The sequence below is a fragment of the Ruegeria sp. BH8 genome (genome assembly GCF_056538065.1).
This window is the reverse complement of record NZ_JBQFSP010000006.1, coordinates 32,857-56,394: the sequence shown is the minus strand read 5'-3', so window position 1 is coordinate 56,394 and position 23,538 is coordinate 32,857. Positions and strand designations below refer to the sequence as shown.

Genomic DNA, 23,538 nt, shown 5'->3' with positions numbered 1-23,538 from the left:
AACAGGAGATATTCGATGGGGATCCGTCTATTCTCGGACAAAAACCGGCCCGTTCATATGGGCGGTTACCCGCTGGAGCGTTTGGCCCGGCAAAATGACATGCCGGATCTGTCGCTTGTGCCCCCTTTGGCCGAGCTGAGTTTCCGCCGACCGGAACACCCTGACAGCATCGTCAATGCGATGGGTGAGTTTCAGGCGATGATGGACGCCATCCGCGACGGAATGGTGAACCCGGTTGCCTCGGAGATTCCATCGAACCCGCAGGAACGGGCCAACCACATTAAAGCATTCGGCTATTTCAACGATGCGTCGATGATGGGGTGCGGACCGCTGCCATCTGATGCGCTGTTGCCCGAGGCCCGCCGCAATCCCGATATTGACCGGCTTGCCCACGCTTTGCGCACCCGTCAGACCAAAACGCTGGCATCCGGGATCGACGTCATCATGGCTGATCTGAAAGACAGTATGGAGGCCGCGCCCAAGCCAATCGACAGCCATCGGCACAGCATTGTCTTTCTTTACGAACACAACCGCGACCCCGACCTGTCCGAACCCGGAGCTGATTGGATTGTCGACGCCCAGGATCATCGCGCCTGTCTGCTGGCGACCGAGAATGCGGTGGTCATCGCCAATTACATCCGCCTTTTGGGCTTTGACGCACGGGCGCACAGCATGATGTCAACCGACGTTGATTTGGGCAAGCTGGCGGTCACCGCCGGGTTGGCTTCGGTCGAGGATGGAGAGGTTGTCGTGCCCTGGCTGGGCAAGCGCTTTGGTTTGGCCGCCGTGACGACTGACATGCCGATCGCCCATGACAAACCGCTGAAGCCTATGGCCGATCAGCCCTGGTTCCGGACGCAGGGGCCGGCATGGTGGTTGGGCACGGGCTTTGCCAAGAACGCCCTCAACCGTGACCCATATGCCAAACGGCGCTATGTGGACGGGGCGCATCCGTTTGAGAAACTCAAACGGGTCGAGACACCAACGACCTTTATTGACGAAGAGAATGTCGCTCGTGTGCCCAAGCGTGCAGATATGTTTGCTCGGGCGCAGTTCGGAGATATGGGCAAGTCGCTACAGGATGCGGCCAAAGGCGGGTATTACGTCCGCAAGGCAGCGCCGAGTTTTGCCCAACGCCGTGCTTTGGGTGCGTTTGTACTGTTGCAGGACGGTGAAAGCGCTGACGCGCCCAAGCCATCTGACGCACAACGCAACGCAGCAAACATCAAGGCTGCGACCTATTTTCTGGGGGTCGATGCGGTGGGTCTCAGCCGCTGCCCGGAATGGGCCTGGTATTCCCATGACGCGACGGGCGAAGAAATCGTGCCGCCCCATGATCAGGCCGTCAGCATGATCATCGATCAGGGTTATGAAACGATGGAGGGTGCCAGCGGCGACGACTGGATCAGCGTCGCCCAATCGATGCGCGCCTATCTGCGATTTTCGCTGCTGGGTGGCGTGATTGCACAGCAGATCCGCAATCTTGGCTACAAGGCCAAGGCGCATACGGTGATGGATGGCGAAGTTCTGCAACCTCCGCTTTTGTTGCTGTCCGGTCTGGGCGAAGTCAGCCGGATCGGCGAAGTGATCCTGAACCCCTATCTTGGGCCGCGACTGAAATCAGGCGTGGTGACCACGGATATGCCGATCGTGCATGACAGGCCCATCGATTTCGGTCTGCAAAGCTTTTGCGAGTCTTGCAACAAATGCGCGCGCGAATGCCCATCGGGCGCGATCACGGCTGGGCCAAAGCTGATGTTCAACGGCTATGAAATCTGGAAATCCGACAGCCAGAAATGCGCGACCTACCGCGTGACCACTCCGGGAGGCGCAATGTGCGGGCGGTGCATGAAGACCTGCCCTTGGAACCTTGAGGGTATCTTCAAGGAGCGCCCGTTCCGTTGGGCCGCGATGAACATCCCCTCGGCGGCGCCTGCATTGGCCAAGCTGGATGATGCGGTTGGCAATGGCGGTTTGAACGACACCAAGAAATGGTGGTGGGATATCGAGTTGCAGCCCGACGGGGCGTATCGGCCAACAACACACCCTTTGAACCGGCGCGATCTGCAAAAGGATCTGTACCTTAGATACGAAGATCAGACATTGGCGGTCTACCCGGCCTATCTGGCCCCGCACCCCTGGCCCTATCCGTTTGCAATGGATCGCGAGGCAGGAATTGCCGCCTATGAGGCCTTGGTGACAGCCGAAGAGTACAAGGCGCGTAAAGCTGCGGGGGATATGTCGATCATTCATCGTTATCAGGTCGCAGGTGACGCGCCGGTGATGCGGGTCGCTGTGACCAAGGTCGACAAGATGACCTCGGATGTCACCAAGTATGAGTTTTCCTCCCTTGACGGTGCGCCGCTTCCTGAATGGTCCGCAGGTGCGCATCTGGATGTGCTTGTCGCGCCAGAGTTCCTGCGCCAATACTCCATGTCTGGCGACCCGTCGGAACGGGGGTCTTATCAGATCGGTGTTCTGCGCGAGGATGAAGGGCGGGGTGGCTCGGCCTTGCTGCACCGAATTTTCAACGAAGGGCGCAAGGTTTTCATCTCGAAACCGATCAACCATTTCGAACTGAACGAAGGGGCGTCCAAAACCTTTTTGATGGGGGGTGGTATCGGTATAACCCCGATGATCGCATTTGCTCATCGCCTGCATTCATTGGGCATGGATTTCGAGTTGCACTACTCGGCCAGCACGCGGGGTGGGGCGGGGTATCTGGATGATCTGGCGGGGATGCCCTGGGCGAACCGCGTCCACTACCATTTCTCGGATGAAGGCTCGCGCGCTGATCTGGATGCGATCCTGTCGGGGTATCAGCAGGGATGGCACCTCTATACATGCGGGCCTGATCGGTACATGGAAGGGGTCATGCAGGCCGCGGAACATCAGGGTTTCCCCGAAGAGGCCCGACATCTTGAGTATTTCTCGGTCCCGGAAACCCCGGACTACGAAAACCACCCATTTATCCTGAAACTCGCGCGTTCAGGTAAAACGTTGCCTGTGCCCGCAGACAAGGATGCCGCTCAGGTTCTGAACGAGGCGGGTTTTCGCGTGGATGTGAAATGCGCCGATGGTATCTGTGGTGTGTGCAAATGCGGTGTCCTTTCGGGCGAGGTCGAGCATCGGGATTTCGTGCTGTCCAAAAAGCAGCGCCAAGGGGCGATGATTCTGTGCCAAAGCCGCGCTGCGGAGCCGGATGGTGTGATCGAGCTCGATCTGTAAGCATGGTCAGAAAGCGACCTTTGGACGGTTAAATTTGGTCGCTCGGCCCATGGACGTCAGGTGGGTGGTGAATTAACGTCGCCCCGAACCCAGATATCCCTGACCAACAGGTGCGAGGTAGCATTATGGATTATCACAGCCCCGCCAGCTTTGCCGAGGCTTCGGCTCTGGCCGCAAATGCGACGGGCATCACGCGCTTTCTGGCGGGCGGCACCGACGTTTTGGTGCAGCTGCGCTCGGAGTTGGTGACGCCTGATACGCTGATCGACATCAAGAAAATCAACGGTGTACACGACATTACCCGCAATGCTGATGGAAGCTGGACGTTGGGAATTGCCGCAACCGGTGCCGAAATGAGCGAGCATCCCGAGTTGGGTCGTGACTGGCCCGGTGTGGTCGAGGCGATGGACCTGATCGGATCAACCCAGGTGCAGGGGCGCGCAACACCGACCGGTAACCTGTGTAACGGCTCACCTGCGGCTGATTCCGTGCCCGCCATGGTCGCAGCTGGTGTGACTGTTACCGTGACCGGCCCGGACGGCACTCGCGAAGTCGCGGTCGAGGATATTCCGACCGGCCCCGGTAAAACCTCGCTGGCCAAAGGCGAGCTGATCTCGGCGGTCAATATCCCGGCACGTGGCGAAAACGGCGGCGATGCCTATCTGCGGTTCATCCCCCGCACCGAAATGGACATCGCTGTGGTTGGCGTTGGTGTGAACCTGCGTCTTGACGGCGACACCATCACCGAGGCCCGTGTATCACTGGGCGCCGTGGCCCCGACCGTTCTGCTGGTCGAAGACTGTGCCAAGGCCATTATCGGCAGCGCGCTGGATGATGCGGCCCTGGATGCGTTGGCCGCCGCCGCCTCTGCCGCCTGTAACCCGATTGACGACAAGCGCGGCACGATCGCGTTCCGTACCGAGGTCGCAGGCGTTCTGGCAAAGCGCGCCGCGAAAATTGCCTATGCCCGCGCGAAGGGAGAAAACGCATGAAAAAGCTCCACGTAACCACCACCGTGAATGGCGATGCGGTCGAATACCTGTGTGATCCGCGTGAAACCCTGCTGGATTGTCTGCGCGACAAGCTGAACCTGACAGGCGCGAAAGAGGGCTGTGGCACCGGCGATTGCGGCGCGTGCTCGGTCACCGTTGATGGCCGTCTGGTCTGTTCATGTCTGATGCTGGGTGTCGAGGCCGAAGGTAAGCAGATCGAAACGGTCGAAGGCATTGCCGACGGTGATATTCTGCATCCGCTGCAAAAGAAGATGATCGAATACGCTGCCCTGCAATGCGGCATCTGCACGCCGGGCATTCTGGTGGCGGCCAAGTCTTTGCTGGAGAAAAACCCGAACCCGACCGAGGAAGAGACGCGGTATTGGCTGGCAGGCAACCTCTGCCGCTGTACTGGATATGACAAGATCATTCGCGCCGTGATGGATACGGCGGCTGAGATGCGGGAGGCGTCGTAATGGCTCTGGACGATCGGAAATCAGACTTCACTTTTGTCGGCACCCGCCCCAACCGTCCCGACGGTCTGGACAAGGTGACCGGCCGCGCCAAATTCGGAGCGGATGCCTACGCCCCGGGAATGCTGCATGGCGCGATCCTGCGCTCACCACATGCGCATGCGCGGATCGTGAAGATCGACGCGTCGAAAGCCGAGGCACATAAGGATGTCAAAGCAGTTGTGACGCGCGCCGACTTTGCTGACGTGCCGTTCAAGCCCGGTCTGGAAGGTGAATTCTATAACGTTCTGGAAAACGTTATGGCCGGTGAGAAAGCGCTATATGACGGGCACGCGGTTGCAGCGGTCGCTGCGACTTCGGCATTGGCGGCGCGTGACGCGCTCAAGCTGATCGAGGTCGAATACGAAGTTCTGCCCCACGTCACCGATGTGGATAAGGCGATGGCACCGGATGCGCCTGTGATCCGCGAAGGGGCAGCGGATTATTCCGTGCCGGAAGGAATGCACCCGAACGTTGTCCGCTATCATGAAAGTGGTCACGGCGATGTCGAGGCCGGATTTGCCGAAGCTGATCTGATCATCGAAGATAGTTTCGTCACCGAAGCGACGCATCAGGGTTATATTGAACCGCACGCCTGTCTGGCCATATTGGGTAATGACGGCAAGGGTGAGTTGTGGTGCACGACACAAGGGCATTGGATTGCGCAGAAAACCTGTGCCGCTCTTCTGGGCATCGAAACCTCGCAGCTGCGCGTCACTGCGTCTGAGATCGGCGGAGGGTTTGGCGGTAAGACAACCGTTTTCATCGAACCCGTCGCACTAGCGCTCAGCCGTAAGGCCAATCGCCCGGTCAAGCTTGTGATGACCCGGTCCGAAGTGTTCCGGGCCACTGGTCCGACTTCGTCTGCCTCGATGGACGTCAAGATCGGCATGAAGAAAGACGGCACGATCTCGGCGGCTCAGGGTGTTTTCCGCTTGCAGGGCGGGGCCTTTCCCGGCGCGCCGGGCGACATGACAGCCATGTGTGCCTTCGCACCCTACAACCTGACCAACGTCAAGCAGATCGGCTATGACGTGATGGCCAACCGCCCAAAGCAGGCAGCGTACCGCGCGCCGGGTGCACCAATGGGCGCCTTTGCAGTCGAGTCCGTGATTGACGAGTTGTGCAACAAGCTGGGTCTCGACCCCGTTGAGGTGCGTCTGAAGAACGCCGCGCATGAGGGCACGAAAGCCAGCTATGGACCTACCTACGAGCGCATCGGTCTTGTCGAAACGCTGGAGGCAGCCAAGGCGCATCCTCATTATTCAGCTCCGCTGAAGCCGGGGCAGGGGCGCGGTATTTCCTGTGGCTTCTGGTTTAACCATGGTGGCGAGACCAGCGTTTCGCTTGCCTTGTCCGAGGATGGCTCGGCTCAGGTGATGGTCGGAACGCCTGATATCGGTGGCTCGCGCGCGTCGATGGCCCTGATGGCGGCCGAGGTTCTGGGCATCCCGTATGAAAACATCCGGGTGACCATCGCCGATACGGCCACGCTGGGCTACAATGACGTAAGCCATGGCTCTCGCGTGACCTACGCGTCAGGGCTGGCGACGATCAAAGCTGCGAGACACGCGGTTGAGAAACTGTGCGAACGGGCCGCGGCCAAATGGGGCATCCCGGTTGATGCGGTGAAATGGGAAAACGGCTGTGCGGTGCCCTCAGGCCCGAATGCAGGCGATTTCGATCCGATGCCGCTGGCCGATATCACCGCTGATATGGGCCGCACGGGTGGTCCGATCTCGGGCCATTTCGAGGCAACCCCCGAAGGTGCCGGCGTGTCTTTTGGCACCCATATCGTCGATGCCGAGGTTGACCCGGAAACCGGTAAGACCAATGTGACCCGCTACACGGTCATTCAGGACGCGGGCAAGGCGATCCACCCGACCTATGTCGAAGGCCAGTATCAGGGCGGTGCAGCGCAAGGTATCGGTTGGGCCCTGAACGAGGAATATATCTACGGCGAAGACGGTCGCTTGCAGAACTCGATCTTTCTCGACTACCGCATCCCGGTGGCCAGCGACCTGCCGATGATCGACACCGTGATCGTCGAGGTTCCGAATCCGGGCCACCCGTTTGGCGTTCGCGGTGTGGGTGAGACGGGTATCGTGCCGCCACTGGCCGCCATTGCCAACGCTGTGTCCAACGCGGCTGGCGTGCGGATGAAGCGGTTGCCGATGTCGCCGCCACGTATTCTGGCCGCTCTCAAGGACAATGGTTGAGGTTCACCTCTGGTCCGGCCTCCGGTCACTGACCGGGGGGCAGCAGGTGGTTGAGGTCGAGGCCAAAACCACTGGCGAGTTGCTGCGCGCGCTCGTGCGTGCACATCCGCAGCTTCAGGCACCCATCGACGCTGGCGTGTCTATCGCTGTCGACGGGCGCGTGATCGCGACCGGACTGACCGAACCAATTCCAGAGGGTAGTGAAGTCTATCTGATGCAAAGGCTGAGGGGCGGTTAAGCGTCAGGCGACCAAGGTTCGCGCCCGACCAATCGGTCTGCCTCGGCCGTGATATCGTTCATATGCTGCTCAAGGCTTTGGCGCAGGGTTTCGATTTCGTCTTCACTGGCTTTGCGCGGAACTGTTTCTGTCCATTCCCGGCACAGAAACACCCCCTCGTTACCCCATGGGCGGGGCATCAATAGATGATCCCATGTTCCTGCTTCGCGCCCATGTTTCGCCGAAAAGGTAATACCAAACACGCGTTTGCCTGATGTGCGCGCCCAGACCAGCGGAACCGTTGACAAAACCCGCTCTGGTCCACGGGGTCCGTCCGCCGCTATGCCAATGGATATTCCCTGTTTCATCTTTCCAAGCACTTCGCGTGATAACGCCACGTGGCGCTGATGACTGGACATGGCAATCGTGTCCATTCCGAACAGCTTTTGCACGCGCCCCACCATGCTGCCAGCCCGCGCAGACGATGTAATCGAACAGATGCGCCCCTTGTCGAGTGGGAAGAAATAGGGCGACTGCGCCAGCCGTTGATGCCAGAGAACAACGATGACCGGCTCACCCTGTTCGGCCAACTGGTCCAGCTCTTCATAGCCGATGCGCTGCCAGCGTGTGTTGCGGTGTACCAGCCGAATATAGTTTGCAATCCGACGCGCCACCCAGTTTAGCACAGCTTCGCTGTTTGCAATCTTCTTTCGGAGGTTCACGCCGGGTTCCTTCTGCTAACCGGTCCTTGTCTTAGCGCACCACGCGGTTTGCGCAACTTGTTTGTCCGGGCACTTCGTGGCTCGGAATCTGAAAAAGCCTCTTGAGTCCGCCGCGCGGCTGGCATATCTGGGGCTCACTACAGGGGTATAGCTCAGTTGGTAGAGCGACGGTCTCCAAAACCGTAGGTCGCGGGTTCGAACCCTGCTGCCCCTGCCATTGAAATTGTCCGAATACTAAGTTGTGATTTCCAAGGATGAACGGGTTTCAGCCTTTGAGTTCGCTATACCTGTCTTCAGCTATTTCGCGCTTGGATCAATACTAGTCGCAGCATTGGCTTCGACAACACTGCTACAATGACGCGAGGCCATCGTGACCTGTTGTTATCTTTTGTTGGCACCTGTTTTTTCGTGCGGGCGTACCGCATCCAGTTTTTCAGCCCACATATTCTGATATTCTTGAAACACCGCTGGTTTGTCTGAGTGGAGCGCCATCAATGCACACGCGGCCCACATAGCGACATCGTAATCCGAGTCGGTCTTTTTCAGTAATTGCGCATTCAGTGCAGCGGCTTCTGATGTCGAAGGTTTATGCATTGCCATCGGACCCCTTGTGCCAACTGATACTGTTATTTGCAATCGTCCTGTCACGGACATTCCCAAAACCGACAGGTATCACTATGTGGGTAGTACAGTGAATGGGCTGGAAACAAGGCGTTAACGTATCGTTAACTTTTTGCTGGGGTTCTTGTCCATAAGAGTGTTCATGTGACCGGTTCAAAGGTGAACTAAATCACAGACCAATCACTAGAATCCCGCTTTACTTACAACTGTTACGAGTTGGCGCTCACGTTCGGTACATGACGCTGTTTTGTTTTTCCCTCCTGTGGCCGGGGCGCGCTTGTGGTTGAGCGCGCCCTTCCTATGTCCGAATAACTAGGTTGCCGTCGATGCCGGTTCTGAGGCGGTAATCGAGGTTTCCTTGGGTGGGCGATTGACTTATTGTCCGGCCACGACGCAATCAGCCGGATGAGGATATATGTCGCGTTTTGATGGATATTTTCTGCGGCAATTGCTGGTTTTATTCGGCTTCTTCACCCTCGTCCTGGTGGGTGTCTTCTGGATCACCCGTTCTGTCAGCCTGTTTGACAAAGTCATCAGCGGTGGCCAGTCCGCTATGGTGTTTCTTGAATTCACCGCGCTTACCCTGCCAACGCTTGTTCGTACGGTTATGCCGATGGCGGTATTTGCGGCTGCCGTCTATGCGACCAACAGATTGAGTCGCGAAAGCGAGATGACAGTGATGCTGGCAACCGGGTCAAGCCCGTGGCGACTAGCGCGGGCCGTTGTTTTGTTCGGTGTGATCACTGGTCTGATGATGGCTGCCATCAGTGTGTTCCTGCGCCCTGCATCGGTCCAACAATTGGAATACCGGCAAGCCGAAGTAGCAGGAGATGTGACAGCGCAGTTGTTGAATGAAGGCGAATTTCTGCACCCCGCCGAAGATGTTACGGTTTACATCGGTGGCATCGATTTGGACGGTACGTTGCACGAGGTGTTCGTATCGGATCGCCGCGACCCGGAAAACGCGGTCAGCTATTCCAGCGTGACCGCCTATCTGGTCAACAACGACGCAGGAATTCATCTGGTGATGGTCGACGGGGTAGCGCTGCGCCTGAACAAGGTGGGCAGGGTTCTGTCCTCGACCCTGTTTCAGGACGCATCATACGACATCTCTGAGCTGACGAACACAAGCCCAATGGCGCATCGCAGCCTCGAAGCCATTCCGACATCTGATCTGATCTTCGACCGTGATGCGATCTCAAAAACCGAAGGGTTCAGCCAGGGTAAGTTGATCGAAGAATTGCACCAGCGTTTTTCCTGGATAGTTATTTGCATTGCGGTGTCGCTGGCGGGGTATTCGACCCTGATGCTGGGCAGCTTTTCACGGTTTGGATTGTGGCCTCAGATTTTGGGTGCATTTACCATACTTGTACTGCTTGAAGGCGTTCGCGGGTTTGTGTCCCCGGTTGTGATTGATGACCCGAGGCTTTGGGCGCTGCTTTACCTTCCCGCCATAATGGGTGTGCTGATTTCGTGCTGTTTTCTGCTTGTCGCAGGTCGTCCGCTTTTGCGGAAACGTGCGCGCGGGTCCGAGGTCATCCCAACACCCGCTTGATTTCAGGTTCGAAGTTCTTCCAGACAACAACGAATGTCGTCGAATTCTTCGCGATCACCACGGGCGACCAGATACATTGGCAGCCGCAGGCTCACACTGTCCTCGACCGGTTCGAGTGCACCCGAAGCCAGATGTTGCGAAGTAACGTAATCGGGGAAGTAGCCGCATCCGCCTCTTTGCAGGACATAACGTAGTGCCATCATGCAATTACCCAGAAACAAGGTCTGCCCCGAGGCGCGTCGCACAGCCGATCTGATGTGATCTTGGTAAATCTCTCCAAGTTCAAGGTTGACGAAGACCAAATCGTTTTCTGCTGTTGCTGCTTGCGGGGTTCTGACCAGGGTTAGAAGCTCCGGTTCCAGCTCGTGATAGGTGACGCGTCGGTCTGATGGCGTTTCATGCGTGATCGCCACGTCCAGCACATGGGTCGCAACAGCTTCAACCATGTTCAGATCGTGGTCGTAATTCAGTGTCAGCAGCAGTTTGTCAAAGCGCTGTTCAAACCGAACAGCCAGATCCACAAGCAAAGGGTCCCAGATGCTAAGCTGACTACCCAACCGAAGCGCTGGACGGTTCTGTGTCTGCAACGGTAAATCCCGCGACGCGAAGGCCCAAAGGGATAGTATTTGTTCTGCATACGGTTTGAATTGTTGGCCAAACTCGGTCAGCGAAGTGCCACCGGCTCCGCGGGTGAATAGTGGTCTGCCGGTTTCTTCTTCGATCAGATGAATGCGCGCGCTGACGGCCGTTTGAGTTACATTCAGCTTACGGGCAGCGGCATGAAAACCACCTGTCTCCGCCACACATAGAAAGGTTTCCAAAGCTTTGGTTCGCATACCGAGAGTATTTTTTGATCGTTGTGATAAAATCAATTCATTTTTTTGAAGTTGCGACTCGTAATATTGTCGGCTTCGGGAAACACGCCAAAGGATCAGCCATGCTGGACAAAAGCCACAAACCGACCTGGACTAGTTTTGAGAATGCCACCAAGGCCGACTGGGACGCCGTTATGGATTATGAAGAGGCGTATAATGCCGCCTTGCCGGATCGCATTCTGGACGCCATTCGGTCACTGGACGAGGAATGGACACCCTATCCCATCAACCGGTATCAGCACAGCCTTCAGGCCGCGACCCGGGCTTATGAGGATGGCGCGGAAGAGGAGTTGGTGGTCGCTGCCCTAATCCACGATACCGGTGATATTCTGTCACCCTACAACCATGGAGAGCTGTCAGCGGCGATGATGAAGCCCTATGTCAGCGAGAAAACCTATTGGATACTCAAGCACCATTGCGTGTTTCAGGGTTACTACTACAACCACCACCTTGGAGGAGACCGAAACGCGCGCGACAAGTATCGCGACAGCCCCCATTGGGAGGACTGCCGCTATTTCTGCCATGAATACGATCAGAAGGCGTTTGACCCAGACTATCCGACGAAACCGCTGGAGTTTTTTGAACCCATGCTGCGCCGCATCCTGAGCAAGGGCGAAGGCCATATGGAACTGAACGAAACTGCCGAAGATTAACAGGCAGCCATCAGGCGATAGACAATCTGAGCTGTGGTGAAGTCCCAGGCGGCATTGCCGTCCGGGGCCAGCTCAACCACATCGAATCCCACGCATCTGCGCCCCTTGAGCGCGTGCTCGACTAGCCGCAGTGCCTGGTAATAGCCCAACCCGCCAGGCACCGGTGTTCCAGTGGCGGGCATCAGCGATGGATCCAGCCCGTCGACGTCGAAACTGACATAGACCAGCTCGGGGAAGTCTGCAGGCAGGTCGACCGAATGGATGTTACCTGTCACCAGTTCCTCGGCATCCACGTGAAAGACGTGGTTTCTCAGTCGGCTTTGGGCCTCTTCAGTTGAAAAAGCGCGGACACCGAACTGGGCGAGCCGAACGCCCTCTTCGGCAAGCAGGTGCATCACTGAGGCGTGAGAGTGTTTTTCGCCCTGATATGCGTTGCGCAGGTCGGCATGGGCGTCGATCTGGACGATGCCGATGGGTTGGTTTAGCGCACGGGCCACACCTATCACTGCGCCATAGCTGAGGGAATGCTCGCCGCCCAAAGTGACCGGTACCTTTCCAGCCCGAATTGCAGCTTCGGTGCGGTGCGCAAGGCGTTCCATTACCTCGGGCAACGGGCCGTCACAATTTAGCGGTTCTTCGGTGAAAATCCCTTCGACACAGGGCTCCGCGTGACCGGTGATGCGTTCCAGTTCATTACTGGCCTCGATAATTGCCTCGGGGCCTTTGGCCGTGCCGGCCCCGTAAGAGACCGTGCGCTCCAAAGGCACCGGGATCACGCGAAAGCGGGCATCTTCGGTGCGTTCGGATGCGGTCAATTCGCTGTCGAGAAAAATGCTCATGAGAGTCTGTCCTTGAAGTCGTCATATCCGAACTGCCGGATGATCTTCAGCTCGTCCGTTTCGCTGTTCCACAGGGCGATTGTGGGCAGGGGGACGCCATTGAAAGTGTTTGTTTTGACCATCGAGTAATGTGCCTGATCGAGGAAGGCAAAACGCTGTCCGATCTCCAGCGGCTTGCCCCAGGTGTAGTCGCCAATCACGTCACCCGCCAGACAGGACGGGCCGCCAAGGCGATAGGTATGGCCTGTTTTGGCTTCATCCATAAGGGCAGGGCGATAGGGGGCCTCGATCACGTCGGGCATGTGACATGTGGCCGAGATATCAGTGATCGCGAGGTTCATGCCGTTGGTCGGCAGGTCGAGGATTTCACCGATCAGAATACCTGCGTCCAGCGCCACAGCCTCACCGGGTTCAAGGTAAACATCAATGCCATAGGTTTCGCGAATGTCCTTGAGGAAGGCCACCAGCCCGTCGCGGTCATAATCGTCGCGGGTGATGTGGTGGCCACCGCCAAAGTTCACCCACTTGAGTTGATCAAGGTAGGGTTTGAGCTTCGGTTCGACAGCGTCCCAGGTGCGCTGCAAAGGCGCAAACCCCTGTTCGCAAAGCGTATGCATGTGCAAGCCGTCAACGCCGCGCAACGTGTCGGCGGTCAGTTGGCTGACTGGTGTGCCAAGGCGCGAGCACGGGGCGCAGGGATCGTATTTCGGAACCTCGCCTTCGGAATGTTCCGGATTGATGCGCAGGCCAACCTGCACTTTGGCGGTTTGGGCTTTGGCGAGAAACCGGTCCTTTTGGGCAGCGGAGTTGAAGATGACGTGATCGGACTGCGACAGGATTTCGTCGATGTCGGCGTCTTTGTACCCGGCGCAGAAGGTTGCGACTTCACCTCCATATTCCTCGCGTCCCAGCCGCGCTTCATAGATACCTGAGGCGCAGGTGCCGCCGAGGTGTTGGCGCACCAGTGGGGCCAGTGAGAACATTGAAAACGCCTTGAGCGCGCTGAGAACATGCGCGCCGGAGCGGGTTCCGACATCAGCGAGGATTTTCAGGTTCCGTTCAACCGCCTTTTCGTCGACGACAAAGCAAGGGCTGGGTACACGGGAGAGGTTGAAATTGCGGAAGGCGCCGGCGTCTCCGGCCTGTGTGGTCATCATGTCGGACATAACCGGCGTCTCCGTTTGGTGGAGAGGCCGGGGGCGCTGCCCCCGGACCCCCGGGATATTTAGGGCCAGATGAAGCTGAAGCGGATCAGAAGGTGACCGGGCCGTCGAGTTCATGGACCTGCCACGGCAGGCCATGTTCGTTCAGCATGGCCATGAAGTCGTCCGGGTCGAGTTGTTCCATGTTCCAAACGCCGGGCTCGGTCCAGTTGCCTTTCAGCACCTGCGCCGCGCCGATCATGGCGGGGACACCGGTGGTGTAGCTGACAGCCTGGCTGCCGACTTCCGCGTAGCATTCCTGATGATCGCAGATGTTGTAGATGTAATAAGTCTTCTCGCCCGAGCCATCCTTGGCCTGACCTGTGGCGATGTCGCCGATGCAGGCCTTGCCCTTGGTTTCCGCGCCCAGATCACCGGGATCGGGCAAAAGGGTTTTCAGGAACTGGATCGGGATGATTTCCTTGCCGTCATGCATCACTGGGTCGATGCGGGTCATGCCGACATTTTCCAAGACCTTGGCATGCATGATATAGGCGTCGCCGAAGGTCATCCAGAAGCGGGCGCGCTCGATCTCGGGGAAGTGGGTCGAGAGCGATTCCAGTTCCTCGTGATACATCAGGTACATGTTCTTAGGGCCGATGGCGGGGAAATCGAACTCGACCTTGTGGGTCATGGCGGGAGAGTGTTTCCATTCGCCACCTTCCCAGTGGCGCACTTCGGCCAGCACTTCGCGCAGGTTGATTTCGGGGTTGAAGTTGGTGGCAAATTCCTGATCGTTCGAACCGCCATTGGCGTCCAGCACGTCGATCTGGCGGATGGTGTCCAGCTTGTGCTTTTTCAACCATTTGGCAAAGACCGATGTAACGCCGGGATCGAAGCCCGAACCAAGGATGGCGGTCAAACCGGCCGCTTTGAACCGTTCCTGATAGGCCCATTGCCAGTGGTATTCGAACTTGGCCTCATCCTCGGGCTCATAGTTTGCCGTATCCACATAATGAATGCCCGCCTCAAGGCATGCGTCCATCAGCACCAGATCCTGATAGGGCAGGGCGAGGTTCACGAGGATTTCAGCACCAGTTTCCTTGATCAGCTTTACGGTGTCTTCGACCTTGTAGGCGTCCAGTTCGGCGGTCGCGATATCAACTCCCACACGGTCTTTCACCGACGTGGCGATCGCGTCGCATTTCGATTTCGTGCGGCTGGCCAGTGTGATTTCGGTGAAGATATCCGAATTCATTGCCATCTTGTGCACGGCAGCGTGGGATACGCCGCCCGCGCCGACAACCAGTGTTTTGCCACTCAAAGTGCCCATGGGGGTGATCTCCTCTCAGGGGTTATTCGTAATAGGTGTAACCGTTGATCGAGTCGCGGTAAGCGCTCATCAGGGTTTTGCGGTCCTTGGCTTTCAGGGTGCCGGTCGAAATCGCCTCATCCACCATTTTGCGGAAGGCGGCGACGCAATCCTGCGGGTCGAATTCGACATATGACAGAACCTGGCTGATCGTGTCGCCCTCTTGTTCGTGCAGCAGGTCAAAGCCACCGTCCCGACGCAGGTCGATGGTGACGACGTTGGTGTCACCAAAGAGATTGTGCAGATCGCCCAAGGTCTCTTGATAGGCACCGACGAAGAAGACACCCATGAAGTATTCGTCCTCTTCTGGCAGGGAATGCACCGGCAGGCTGGGGGAAACACCGTCGGCCAGAATGAACCGGTCGATCTTGCCGTCACTGTCGCAGGTGATATCGGACAGCACGGCGCGACGGTCGGGGATCTGGTTCAGATATTGCAGCGGCACGATCGGGTGCAGCTGGTCGATGGCCCAGACATCTGGCAACGACTGGAACAGCGAGAAGTTGCAGTGATAGATATCAGCAACCTTTTCAAGCTGGTCATTCAGGTCCGTTTCCAGATCCTCTGACGCGGCCAATGCCTTGAGCCGGGCCATCAGCGACAGGTATATCCGTTCGGCCCGCGCCATCTGACGCAGGTCGACATAGCCGCGACGAAACAGGGCGCGCAGCTCGTTACGATAGAAGGTGGCGTCGTTCCAGCATTCCTGCAGACGGCCGCGGGAGAGGTATCCGTGCACCGCGGCGAGGTCCGAGACCAAGTGGTGGTCATCCGGATCAACCTCGGGGCCATTGGGCGCATCGTAAAGCGTGCTTTCGAGCACGTTGAAGACCAGCATCGAGGACGTCGCCACCACCGCGCGCCCACTTTCCGTGACCAGTGTCGGATGGCCCACCTCTGCCTCGTCCATGGCGTAAGCCACGGTTTCGACGACATTGGCACAATATTCTTCGACCGTGTAGTTGATCGAGTTTTCGGCGGCTTTCTTTTCGCCGGTGTAATCGACCCCCATGCCGCCACCCAGATCCAGGTGAGTCAATGGAACGCCTTCGCGAGTGAGCTCGGTGTAATAGCGACAGGCTTCGCCCACAGCGCGGCGCACATCGTTGACATCCTGAACCTGGCTGCCCAGATGTGAATGCTGCAGCTTGAGGCAATGCAGCAAGCCTGCGTCTTTCAGCTTGTCTACCGTGGCGATAAGCTGATCGGTGTTCATCCCAAAGGCCGAGCGGTCGCCCGAACTTTCTTCCCATTTGCCGCTGATCTGGTTGGTCAGCTTCACCCGAACACCGATCAGGGGCTCGATGCCCAGTTCGTTGTAAACTTCGATTACCGTGTCGGCCTCTTTCGGGCTTTCCAGAACGATGACCGTGTTGAACCCAATCTTGCGGCTTAGAATAGCCAGTTGGATGAATTCGGCATCTTTGACACCGTTACACACGATCAGCGCTTCGGGGGCCAGGCGATGCGCCAGCGCAATCACCAGTTCGGGTTTGGAGCCGGCCTCGAGCCCATAATTGTATTTCTTTCCAAACTCGACGATCCGGTCAACAACCTGCGCCTGCTGGTTCACCTTGATCGGGAATACGCCGCGATAGCTGCCTGAGTAGCCCACGCGCGCAATCGCATCTTGGAAACTTTCGTTCAGATGGGCGATTTCGTGTTCCAGATAAGACGCGACTCGCAGGACCATCGGTGCCTTGATGCCGCGGTCGTCCAGATCGCTGAGGATACCGGGCAGGCTAATCGCCGCTGTCTCGGGGGCCATGGGATTGCGCAGACCGATCTCACCCTGTTCGGTCACCTCGATGAGGCCTTTGCCCCATTTCTCAACTCCGTAGATGGAATGCGGTGCGTCGGGCGTCTGTTTCAATCAAGTCGGTCCTTAACGTAGGGTGCCAGTTTCGCGCCCGCCAATACGGCAGCAGTTTGATTCTTCCAAGTGTAAACTATCTGATTGGGGATTCCGAATTTTACGCGGACGGGTGGATCGGGATCAGATGATTGTCCCATTGGCATTCGGCGCGGGTTCGAACAGCTGGGCGCGCGCCCATCAATGTCCCGAAAGCGCCTGTTCCCGTGGTAAAGACCAACCCGCCCGCCCCGGCCCCAAGCCCGCAGACATCCTCAAGCGCGAAGGCGCCGGTGAGTGTGCCGCTGGTTATGTCGAACTGGTGCAGCGCATTGCCGCGCGGACAGGTTATTGCGATCATATCGGCGTCGGCTGAAAACGCGACGCTGCCAGCGTATCCCTGCAACATGCTTTGTTCGTGATCCGGTGCCGCCAGCAGGCGTGGGGCTTCACCCTGACGATGCAAGCCCAACAGGGGCAGGTGTTCGGACTTGCTGCCCTGCCATTGCATGGCAAAGCCAACCAGACCGTCGCTCCGCACCGCCAGATGGCGGATCGAGTTTTTGTGAAGCTGGTGAGGTAACGACACCTGCTCGTGGATCCTGCCCGACAGGGTGAGATAGCTCAGGTTGGGTGCCATCGTCGGCAGGTTCAGCTTTGTGCGCCCGGTTTCGGGGTGGGTTTCGATCCCGCCATTGGCAATCACCAGCGTTTCCCCATCGGGCATCAGGCGCATGTCATGCGGGCCTATTCCACCAGATGAAAACTCATCCAGACGCGAAAAGCTTTCAGCGTCCCAGACACCGATAATACCTGTCCCGGCTTCGTAGTCGTTCTCGGTGGCAAAAAAATACGCGCCATCCGCCGAGAATGTGCCGTGGCCGTAGAAGTGGCGGCTTTCAGGGGCATTGAGCTGTGCAATCTGCGCGCCGGTTGCGCAATCGATGACGATGGCAAAGGTGCCCGGACGTCTGGCAAACGCGACCGCAAAGGCCTTGTGCGGATGGGCTGCGGCCGCATGTCCGCGTCCGGGTAGAGGCACGGAGAACACGATTTTCCCCAATGTGCTCAACCCGGCAAGTCGAAAGGACCCGTCGGGAAACAGCCCTGCGGCCAGAAAATCAGGCGAACCGGCCGAGGCCCACCCGCGGACCGGGGAAATCGCGGCTGCGGCAAGACCGGCAAGAAAATGGCGGCGTGACGTCACGGGTTAGTCTCCGTCCAGCGAGTTGAATCCTGCGCTGATCCCCAATGTCGGACCCAGCTCGGTCACGGCGATGGTGCGGATATCGTGGATCGACTGTTGAAGCGCCTCGATCCGGAACCGGGCTTGGGGATCTGAAACCCCGGCCAGCGAGGGATCGTCAATGGATTGAGCGTTCTGGATGGCACGTGCAAACGCAGCGTCCAGTTCCGACGCGATTTCGGGGTGATCAAAAGACAGCCGTGCGGCTAAATCCCGCAAGGATATCAGCGACAGTTCTACATGGCGCAAAGACCGCCCGGACCGCCGCGCCTCGGCCCGGTTCGGACGGGGGCGGTCGAATGTCCCCATGGGGCGACCCAGCCGAGTGTCCGCCGTGAACTCAAGACCGGTAGATAGGGCCTTGAACAGCTCCTGCATCGCTTCGTCCTGCGTCCGGTAGCGTCTGTTCTCTTGGGGTTGGGTAAGGCTAGAGGCATAGCTGTGCCAGTCCTGCGCCATCGCGCGGGCATTGGCATCGATATCCGCCGTGATCGCCCTGATCAGCGCGCAGCGATATTCGGCATTGCCCTGTTCCGCGTAATTGGGATCGAACAACATCCGTTCGAGCGCGAAGAACCCGCGCCCTGCTATGGACGTTTCGGCATAGGCCTCCGGGCTTTGCACGGTGTCATCCTCGGTTGCGATATGCTGGGACAGGGCTTTGGTGGTGAACCCTTTCGTGTCCGGCCAGAACGCCATGGCGAAAGCGCGGTCATCGACCTCGGTCGGACCAAACCGCAGGTGGCTGGCGGATATCCAGCTATCGAAAGCCGCATCGTAGGCCGCGCGCAGCGCCGGTGAGGTCGGATCGCACTCAACCAGTGACGCGCTGACTAGCGCGCCCGTCGTTTCCGGCAGCGTGTCGAACCGGGGCAGGATATGGGTTTCAGTCACATCCATCAGGATCGGCGCGCGATCCTGTGCCTGCGCGGCAAGTGGCATGATCAACGCTGCAACAAGGGTAAGAACTCGCATGGGTCAGAGGCTCTCCAGAAATTGGATCAGGGCATCACGGTCGACTTTGGGTATCGAGACAACAGCGTCGCGGGCAGCTTGCGCTTCACCGCCATGCCACAGGATCGCCTCTAGCAATGTGCGCGCCCGCCCGTCATGCAGAAATTCTGTGTGGCCAGAGACGCGTTCGGTCAGGCCAACGCCCCACAAAGGCGGCGTGCGCCATTCCCGGCCCGTTGCGCGGGCCTCGGGGCGATTGTCGGCCAGACCTTCGCCCAAGTCATGAAGCAACAGGTCGGTGTAGGGCCATATCAGCTGAAAACTGTGCTCGGGCCGGTCTTCCATCCGATGAGTGACATGTGACGGTGTGTGGCATGACGCGCAGCCGGTTGCATGGAACACCTCTTTCCCGCGAAGGACCCTGGGGTTGTCCATGTCGCGGCGACCCGGCACGCCCAGATTGCGGCTGTAGAAAGCGACCAGGTCCATACCCTGATGATCGATCTCAAAGCCGCGCTCATCATTGTCGCCGTGCGGGGCTTTGATGCAGTTCACCTGCACATTGGTGCAATCCCCGTGCGGAGCAGGGTAGAGTGGGTTCGAAATGCCGATATCCCCGGCAAAAGCAGCTGCCGATTGTTCCATAACTGACGGCGTCCCCGCCTTGTGACCGAACCGGCCCATCATCGGCGTGTCAAACTCGACCGACCAGACGATATTCGGGCGACCTGATATGCCGTCCCCATCCAAATCGTTAGGGTCGGCCTTGGCAAGCAGGTCTTCGACCGGGATCGCTTCCAACAGGCCAAGCCCGATCATCTGCGGCGCGACCCGGGGGCTTAGCATCGCGTCGGGGTGCAGCGGGCCATAACCCAGATCGGCTGCCTGATAAGTCGGGCGGCGTAATGAGGCGGTTTCACCGTCAGAAAGCTCCACCGGGATTTCTTCGTACGAGATGTCCAGCCGGTATTCCGCTGGATGACCTGCCAGTGCGAAATCCTGCATCTGCCCACCATAGGTAGGCTCGGGCAGAGTGGCGATGTAATCTTCTATCGCTGCATAGCCATCTTCCGACGTGCCGGGGATCGAGACCCGCAGAAACATCGAAACCGCGTTGTCATCGGGCCCGTTTGGCGTGTGTCCGCGCCCATCCTTGATGTGGCAGCGCTGGCACGACCGCGCGTTATAGAGCGGCCCCAACCCGTCAGAGGCGAGCGTCGATGAGGGCGACGAAACCCAGACCTTCTTGAACAGCCCGTTTCCGACTTTGAAATTCAGCTCCTGTTCAAAGCTCAGGTTGTCTGACGGTTGCGAGAACGCATCCGCGTCAGTACGGACCCGAACAGTCGCAGCCCCGGCGGGCAGTTCTTCAAACTGCTGCGGTGCGCTGAAATCCTGGGGCGGTGCTGTGACAACGGCAATTCGGGCGCGTTCATCGTCAGTGCGGGGGGTGAAGTTCAGATGCAGGTCCTGTAGCTCGGCTGACAGGGAAGGGGTGGCCGCAAAGGCGACCACCGACAGGGCGACAAGGCTATTCGCCTTCGTCCATTTTCGATGCGTTGAGTTGCGCATAATTGGCTTCGCCGATCCTTTCATAGAGGTCGAGCTGCGTTTCGAGAAAGTCGATATGGCCCTCTTCATCGGACATCAACTGCTCGAACAGCGACATCGAGACATAGTCGCCGGCATCCCGACAATATTCGCGCGCTTCCTTGTACAAGGCCCGTGCATCGATCTCGGCCGCAAGGTCACATTCCAGCGTTTCCTTTGGTGTTTGACCGATCCGAAGCGGGTCCAGCTTCTGAAGGTTGGGGTGGCCTTCCAGAAAGATGATCCGTTCGATCAGCTTGTCCGCGTGGCCCATCTCTTCGATGCTTTCCTCGCGGCTTTTCTTGGCCATGTGGCCAAGCCCCCAGTCTTCCTGCAACCGGTAGTGCAGCCAGTATTGGCTGACTGCAGTCAGTTCATGCCGCAGAGATTTGTTGAGATATTCGATGACTTTTGGATCGCCCTTCATCTGCACTCTCCTGTGATACTGCCGCGCGCAGGGCGCGGAGTTGCATGGGTACTTCGAGATTATCGCTTGACCGCATCGTGTCCAGAAACAGAGGCATGCATCCGCCGCAATCCGCCGATTTTCCAAGAGCACGGTAAACCTTGCCGGGGGTGATGATGGTTTGGGGGTCGGCTGTCCGCATCCAGTCGATGGCGGCGCGGATGTCGTGGTCCGAGATGTTGGTGCAGTGGCAGACAATCATGAATGTTGGCTTGGGTTTGTGTGGTTCAAAGGGCTGGCGGGTCAGCGTGCTGAGTGTACCGGGGGCAGGCAAGCCCCCGGCACGCGTTCTTGTTTAGTGGAATACCGCGTCGGGGTTATCCAGACTGTCTGATCCTTCAAATTCAATCTGGTCCAGTTCCAGTGTGGTCACGATGCGCTCGATTGTTTTGGTCTGGTCGATCAGGCCGTTGACGCCGGCCATGATTAGGGTTTCACCGCCTTCGTTGCCGCGTTCCAGCATTTGGTCATAGGCAAACCCTGCTTCCGCGGTCGATTTGATCCTGCCAAGGGCTTGCATCGTGACGGCCAGTTTCGCCTTCATCTCGGCGTCCAGTGCCGGATCAGTTGCGATTACCAGATCGGCCAGCGATGCGCCTGATACAGGTGTGCCATCGATGCGGGTATAGCTGCCCAGATAGACGTTCAGAACGCCCAGTCCATCGTAGTAATGGCTGTTGTGGGTGTTGTCCGAAAAGCAATCATGTTCTTCTTCCGGGTCGTTCAGCATCAGGCCCAGACGCATCCGCTCACCCGCTTGTTCACCGTAAGACAGTGAACCCATACCGGTCAGGATCGCACTGACACCCGCGGTTTCATTTTCCATCAGCGCCGTGCGCGCCGCGCCGCCTTGTTTCCACTGATCGGCCATCCAGGTCAGATCGCTGACCAGCAGGTCGGTTGCGGCGCTCAGATACTGTGCACGACGGTCGCAATTGCCACCAGTGCAGGTATCGCCGTTCGCATAATCAGTGGCTGGACGGTTGCCTGCACCGGCCCCGTGGCCGTTCATGTCCTGACCCCACAGCAGGAACTCGATAGCGTGGTAGCCGGTCGCGACATTGGCTTCGATACCATCAGCTTCGTGCAGGGATTCGCTCAGTAGTTCCGGAGTAATCTCGCTGGCGTCAATGGTTTCGCCCGACAGTTCGAAGCTGGGGTTGGCGATGACATTCAGAACCGCAAATTCGTTCTCATCCGTCGCGCCACCATAGGCCGCGTCGACATAATCAATCAGACCTTCATCCAGTGGCCAACCGTTTACTTTGCCTTCCCAGTCATCAACGATTGCGTTGCCAAAACGATAAACTTCGGTCTGTTGATAAGGCACACGCGCTGCAACCCATGCTGCCCGTGCCGCAGTCAGGGTCGCGTCCGAGGGTTCGGCAATCAGCGCACCGACTGCGTCCCGCAAAACCTTTGCCGCAGTCAGGCTGTCGTCATACTTGGCTTCGGCAATATCGGCATAGGTTTCCAGAATATCCGCTTTTGTCGGCACATCACCGGCAAAAGCAAAAGTGGCTGTCGCAAATGTCAAAGCGCTGGCTGTTGCAAACAACTTGGTCATGGAGGTCGATACTCTCTTTTCAGAACTGTCAGATCAGGCGGGTTTGTTCCCGCGGCGGCTTTCATTGAAATAACTGAGTTAAAAAGTCAACATTGTCAATCTGAGTTTTTTTGTCGGATAATGAAACCGCTGACTCAGTTGCCACTATCCCCATATCTGGCGGGGGTTCGGTCCGGCGGATCACATTGTGCGATACATGTTTCGGGCTAAAATCAGCCAAGTGATTCTTTGTAGGTGGTTTGTTGTTCATGAAGCGCGTGGTTCTGGCCTTGTTCCTGTTTCCTGCGGCACTTGCGGCGCAAGCAACGCAGGTTTCCACGCCTCATCACCATGGTTCGGCCCAGATCGACATCGTGTTTTCTGACACCGGGTTCGCCTTGGCGCTGAGGGTGCCAAGCATGGACATCGTCGGGTTTGAAACCCCGGTTGAAAACGATGACAGCCGCACGCGTGTGGCCATAGCAATGTCAGAGCTTTCCGACCCGCTGGACCTGTTCGTAACCCCGCCGGAAGCTGGGTGCTCTACGGTGACCGCCCATGTGGTTCTGACATATGGTATCACACGGCAGAGTGGCGAGGCGAACGCAGTTTCAGGCTCCACAACGGCGGAGAGTCACTCGGAGTTTCAGGCGGACTATGTCATTCAGTGTCAGGATATGAATGCGCTGAACATGATCGAGTTCGCCTATTTCGCGCGGTTCAGTGGGACTGGCCAGCTGAACATCCACTTGAATACGAACGGGGTACAGGACGCTGTCGAAATCACACGCGCGGCACCATATCTCGATCTTCAGCCGGATCGATGAGCGCTGAAATCAAAAGAAAAACCACAAGTGGTGTTTCGGTTTGATGCTCTGGGGAATTGGTAGCGGAGGAGGCTACATGTATTGATTGTCATGCGTTGCCCCACCTTGAA

The 23,538-nt window shown here is 58.0% G+C and carries 21 protein-coding genes and 1 tRNA gene; 9 read left to right on the top strand and 13 right to left on the bottom strand.

Annotated elements, in window-relative coordinates:
* Window positions 1-15: 15 nt before the first annotated feature.
* The 5 genes from ACR0AD_RS12235 to ACR0AD_RS12215 all read left to right on the top strand — a co-directional run bounded on the left by ACR0AD_RS12235 (window position 16) and on the right by ACR0AD_RS12215 (window position 7,189).
* A complete protein-coding gene (locus ACR0AD_RS12235) occupies window positions 16-3,228 on the top strand; it encodes a reductive dehalogenase (RefSeq protein ID WP_480487669.1) in 3,213 nt (1,070 codons plus the stop codon).
* A gap of 125 nt (window positions 3,229-3,353) precedes the next feature.
* A complete protein-coding gene (locus ACR0AD_RS12230; RefSeq protein ID WP_480482127.1) occupies window positions 3,354-4,220 on the top strand; it encodes an FAD binding domain-containing protein in 867 nt (288 codons plus the stop codon).
* A complete protein-coding gene (locus tag ACR0AD_RS12225) occupies window positions 4,217-4,696 on the top strand; it encodes a (2Fe-2S)-binding protein (RefSeq protein WP_209597982.1) in 480 nt (159 codons plus the stop codon). The genes ACR0AD_RS12230 and ACR0AD_RS12225 overlap by 4 nt, the downstream gene beginning before the upstream one ends.
* Complete coding sequence (locus ACR0AD_RS12220) at window positions 4,696-6,951, top strand: xanthine dehydrogenase family protein molybdopterin-binding subunit (protein WP_480487671.1); 2,256 nt, start codon at window positions 4,696-4,698, stop codon at window positions 6,949-6,951. Before ACR0AD_RS12225 ends, ACR0AD_RS12220 begins: the two co-directional genes overlap by 1 nt.
* Window positions 6,944-7,189: a MoaD/ThiS family protein gene (locus ACR0AD_RS12215; protein ID WP_170346142.1), complete on the top strand. Its 246-nt coding sequence runs from the start codon at window positions 6,944-6,946 to the stop codon at window positions 7,187-7,189. The genes ACR0AD_RS12220 and ACR0AD_RS12215 overlap by 8 nt, the downstream gene beginning before the upstream one ends.
* Here the strand turns inward: ACR0AD_RS12215 and ACR0AD_RS12210 are convergent.
* The gene (locus ACR0AD_RS12210) at window positions 7,186-7,890 is read right to left on the bottom strand and encodes a lysophospholipid acyltransferase family protein (protein ID WP_480487673.1); all 705 of its coding nucleotides are present in this window, start codon (window positions 7,888-7,890) and stop codon (window positions 7,186-7,188) included. The genes ACR0AD_RS12215 and ACR0AD_RS12210 overlap by 4 nt on opposite strands.
* A 141-nt stretch (window positions 7,891-8,031) precedes the next feature.
* Here ACR0AD_RS12210 and ACR0AD_RS12205 point away from each other — a divergent pair.
* Window positions 8,032-8,107 (top strand) — tRNA-Trp (locus tag ACR0AD_RS12205).
* A gap of 164 nt (window positions 8,108-8,271) precedes the next feature.
* On the opposite strand, the gene ACR0AD_RS12200 is transcribed toward ACR0AD_RS12205, so the two are convergent.
* Window positions 8,272-8,490, bottom strand: a complete 219-nt coding sequence (locus ACR0AD_RS12200; RefSeq protein WP_480487675.1) for a hypothetical protein — start codon at window positions 8,488-8,490, stop codon at window positions 8,272-8,274.
* Between the two features lie 436 nt (window positions 8,491-8,926).
* Here ACR0AD_RS12200 and lptF point away from each other — a divergent pair, with 436 nt between their 5' ends.
* Window positions 8,927-10,066 (top strand): LPS export ABC transporter permease LptF, encoded by a 1,140-nt coding sequence (lptF, locus tag ACR0AD_RS12195; RefSeq protein ID WP_480487677.1) that lies wholly within the window; start codon window positions 8,927-8,929, stop codon window positions 10,064-10,066.
* Window positions 10,067-10,068: 2 nt separating this feature from the next.
* Here the strand turns inward: lptF and ACR0AD_RS12190 are convergent, their stop codons facing one another.
* On the bottom strand, window positions 10,069-10,902 hold the full coding sequence (locus ACR0AD_RS12190) for a LysR family transcriptional regulator (RefSeq protein ID WP_480482118.1): 834 nt from the start codon (window positions 10,900-10,902) through the stop codon (window positions 10,069-10,071).
* Between the two features lie 101 nt (window positions 10,903-11,003).
* Here ACR0AD_RS12190 and ACR0AD_RS12185 point away from each other — a divergent pair, with 101 nt between their 5' ends.
* Window positions 11,004-11,594 (top strand): HD domain-containing protein, encoded by a 591-nt coding sequence (locus ACR0AD_RS12185; RefSeq protein WP_267365093.1) that lies wholly within the window; start codon window positions 11,004-11,006, stop codon window positions 11,592-11,594.
* Here the strand turns inward: ACR0AD_RS12185 and speB are convergent.
* The 10 genes from speB to ACR0AD_RS12135 form a co-directional block, all read right to left on the bottom strand.
* Window positions 11,591-12,433, bottom strand: a complete 843-nt coding sequence (gene speB, locus ACR0AD_RS12180) for an agmatinase (protein WP_480482116.1) — start codon at window positions 12,431-12,433, stop codon at window positions 11,591-11,593. The genes ACR0AD_RS12185 and speB overlap by 4 nt on opposite strands.
* The gene (nspC, locus tag ACR0AD_RS12175; RefSeq protein ID WP_480482114.1) at window positions 12,430-13,599 is read right to left on the bottom strand and encodes a carboxynorspermidine decarboxylase; all 1,170 of its coding nucleotides are present in this window, start codon (window positions 13,597-13,599) and stop codon (window positions 12,430-12,432) included. The genes speB and nspC overlap by 4 nt, the downstream gene beginning before the upstream one ends.
* Before the next feature lie 85 nt (window positions 13,600-13,684).
* A complete protein-coding gene (locus tag ACR0AD_RS12170; RefSeq protein ID WP_480482112.1) occupies window positions 13,685-14,908 on the bottom strand; it encodes a saccharopine dehydrogenase family protein in 1,224 nt (407 codons plus the stop codon).
* 22 nt (window positions 14,909-14,930) lie between these two features.
* The gene (gene speA, locus ACR0AD_RS12165) at window positions 14,931-16,820 is read right to left on the bottom strand and encodes a biosynthetic arginine decarboxylase (RefSeq protein WP_480487679.1); all 1,890 of its coding nucleotides are present in this window, start codon (window positions 16,818-16,820) and stop codon (window positions 14,931-14,933) included.
* A gap of 100 nt (window positions 16,821-16,920) precedes the next feature.
* Window positions 16,921-18,006 (bottom strand): DUF1513 domain-containing protein, encoded by a 1,086-nt coding sequence (locus tag ACR0AD_RS12160; protein ID WP_480487681.1) that lies wholly within the window; start codon window positions 18,004-18,006, stop codon window positions 16,921-16,923.
* A gap of 3 nt (window positions 18,007-18,009) precedes the next feature.
* Window positions 18,010-19,020 (bottom strand): imelysin family protein, encoded by a 1,011-nt coding sequence (locus tag ACR0AD_RS12155; protein ID WP_480487683.1) that lies wholly within the window; start codon window positions 19,018-19,020, stop codon window positions 18,010-18,012.
* A 3-nt stretch (window positions 19,021-19,023) separates the two neighbouring features.
* On the bottom strand, window positions 19,024-20,571 hold the full coding sequence (locus ACR0AD_RS12150) for a di-heme oxidoreductase family protein (RefSeq protein ID WP_480487685.1): 1,548 nt from the start codon (window positions 20,569-20,571) through the stop codon (window positions 19,024-19,026).
* A complete protein-coding gene (gene bfr, locus ACR0AD_RS12145) occupies window positions 20,531-21,016 on the bottom strand; it encodes a bacterioferritin (protein ID WP_267365109.1) in 486 nt (161 codons plus the stop codon). Before bfr ends, ACR0AD_RS12150 begins: the two co-directional genes overlap by 41 nt.
* Window positions 20,964-21,257, bottom strand: coding sequence for a (2Fe-2S)-binding protein (locus ACR0AD_RS12140; protein ID WP_480482354.1), 294 nt, complete (start codon window positions 21,255-21,257; stop codon window positions 20,964-20,966). The genes bfr and ACR0AD_RS12140 overlap by 53 nt, the downstream gene beginning before the upstream one ends.
* Window positions 21,258-21,350: 93 nt before the next feature.
* Window positions 21,351-22,622, bottom strand: coding sequence for an imelysin family protein (locus tag ACR0AD_RS12135; protein WP_480487687.1), 1,272 nt, complete (start codon window positions 22,620-22,622; stop codon window positions 21,351-21,353).
* A gap of 248 nt (window positions 22,623-22,870) precedes the next feature.
* Here ACR0AD_RS12135 and ACR0AD_RS12130 point away from each other — a divergent pair, with 248 nt between their 5' ends.
* The gene (locus tag ACR0AD_RS12130) at window positions 22,871-23,428 is read left to right on the top strand and encodes a ZrgA family zinc uptake protein (RefSeq protein ID WP_480487689.1); all 558 of its coding nucleotides are present in this window, start codon (window positions 22,871-22,873) and stop codon (window positions 23,426-23,428) included.
* Window positions 23,429-23,538 lie beyond the last annotated feature (110 nt).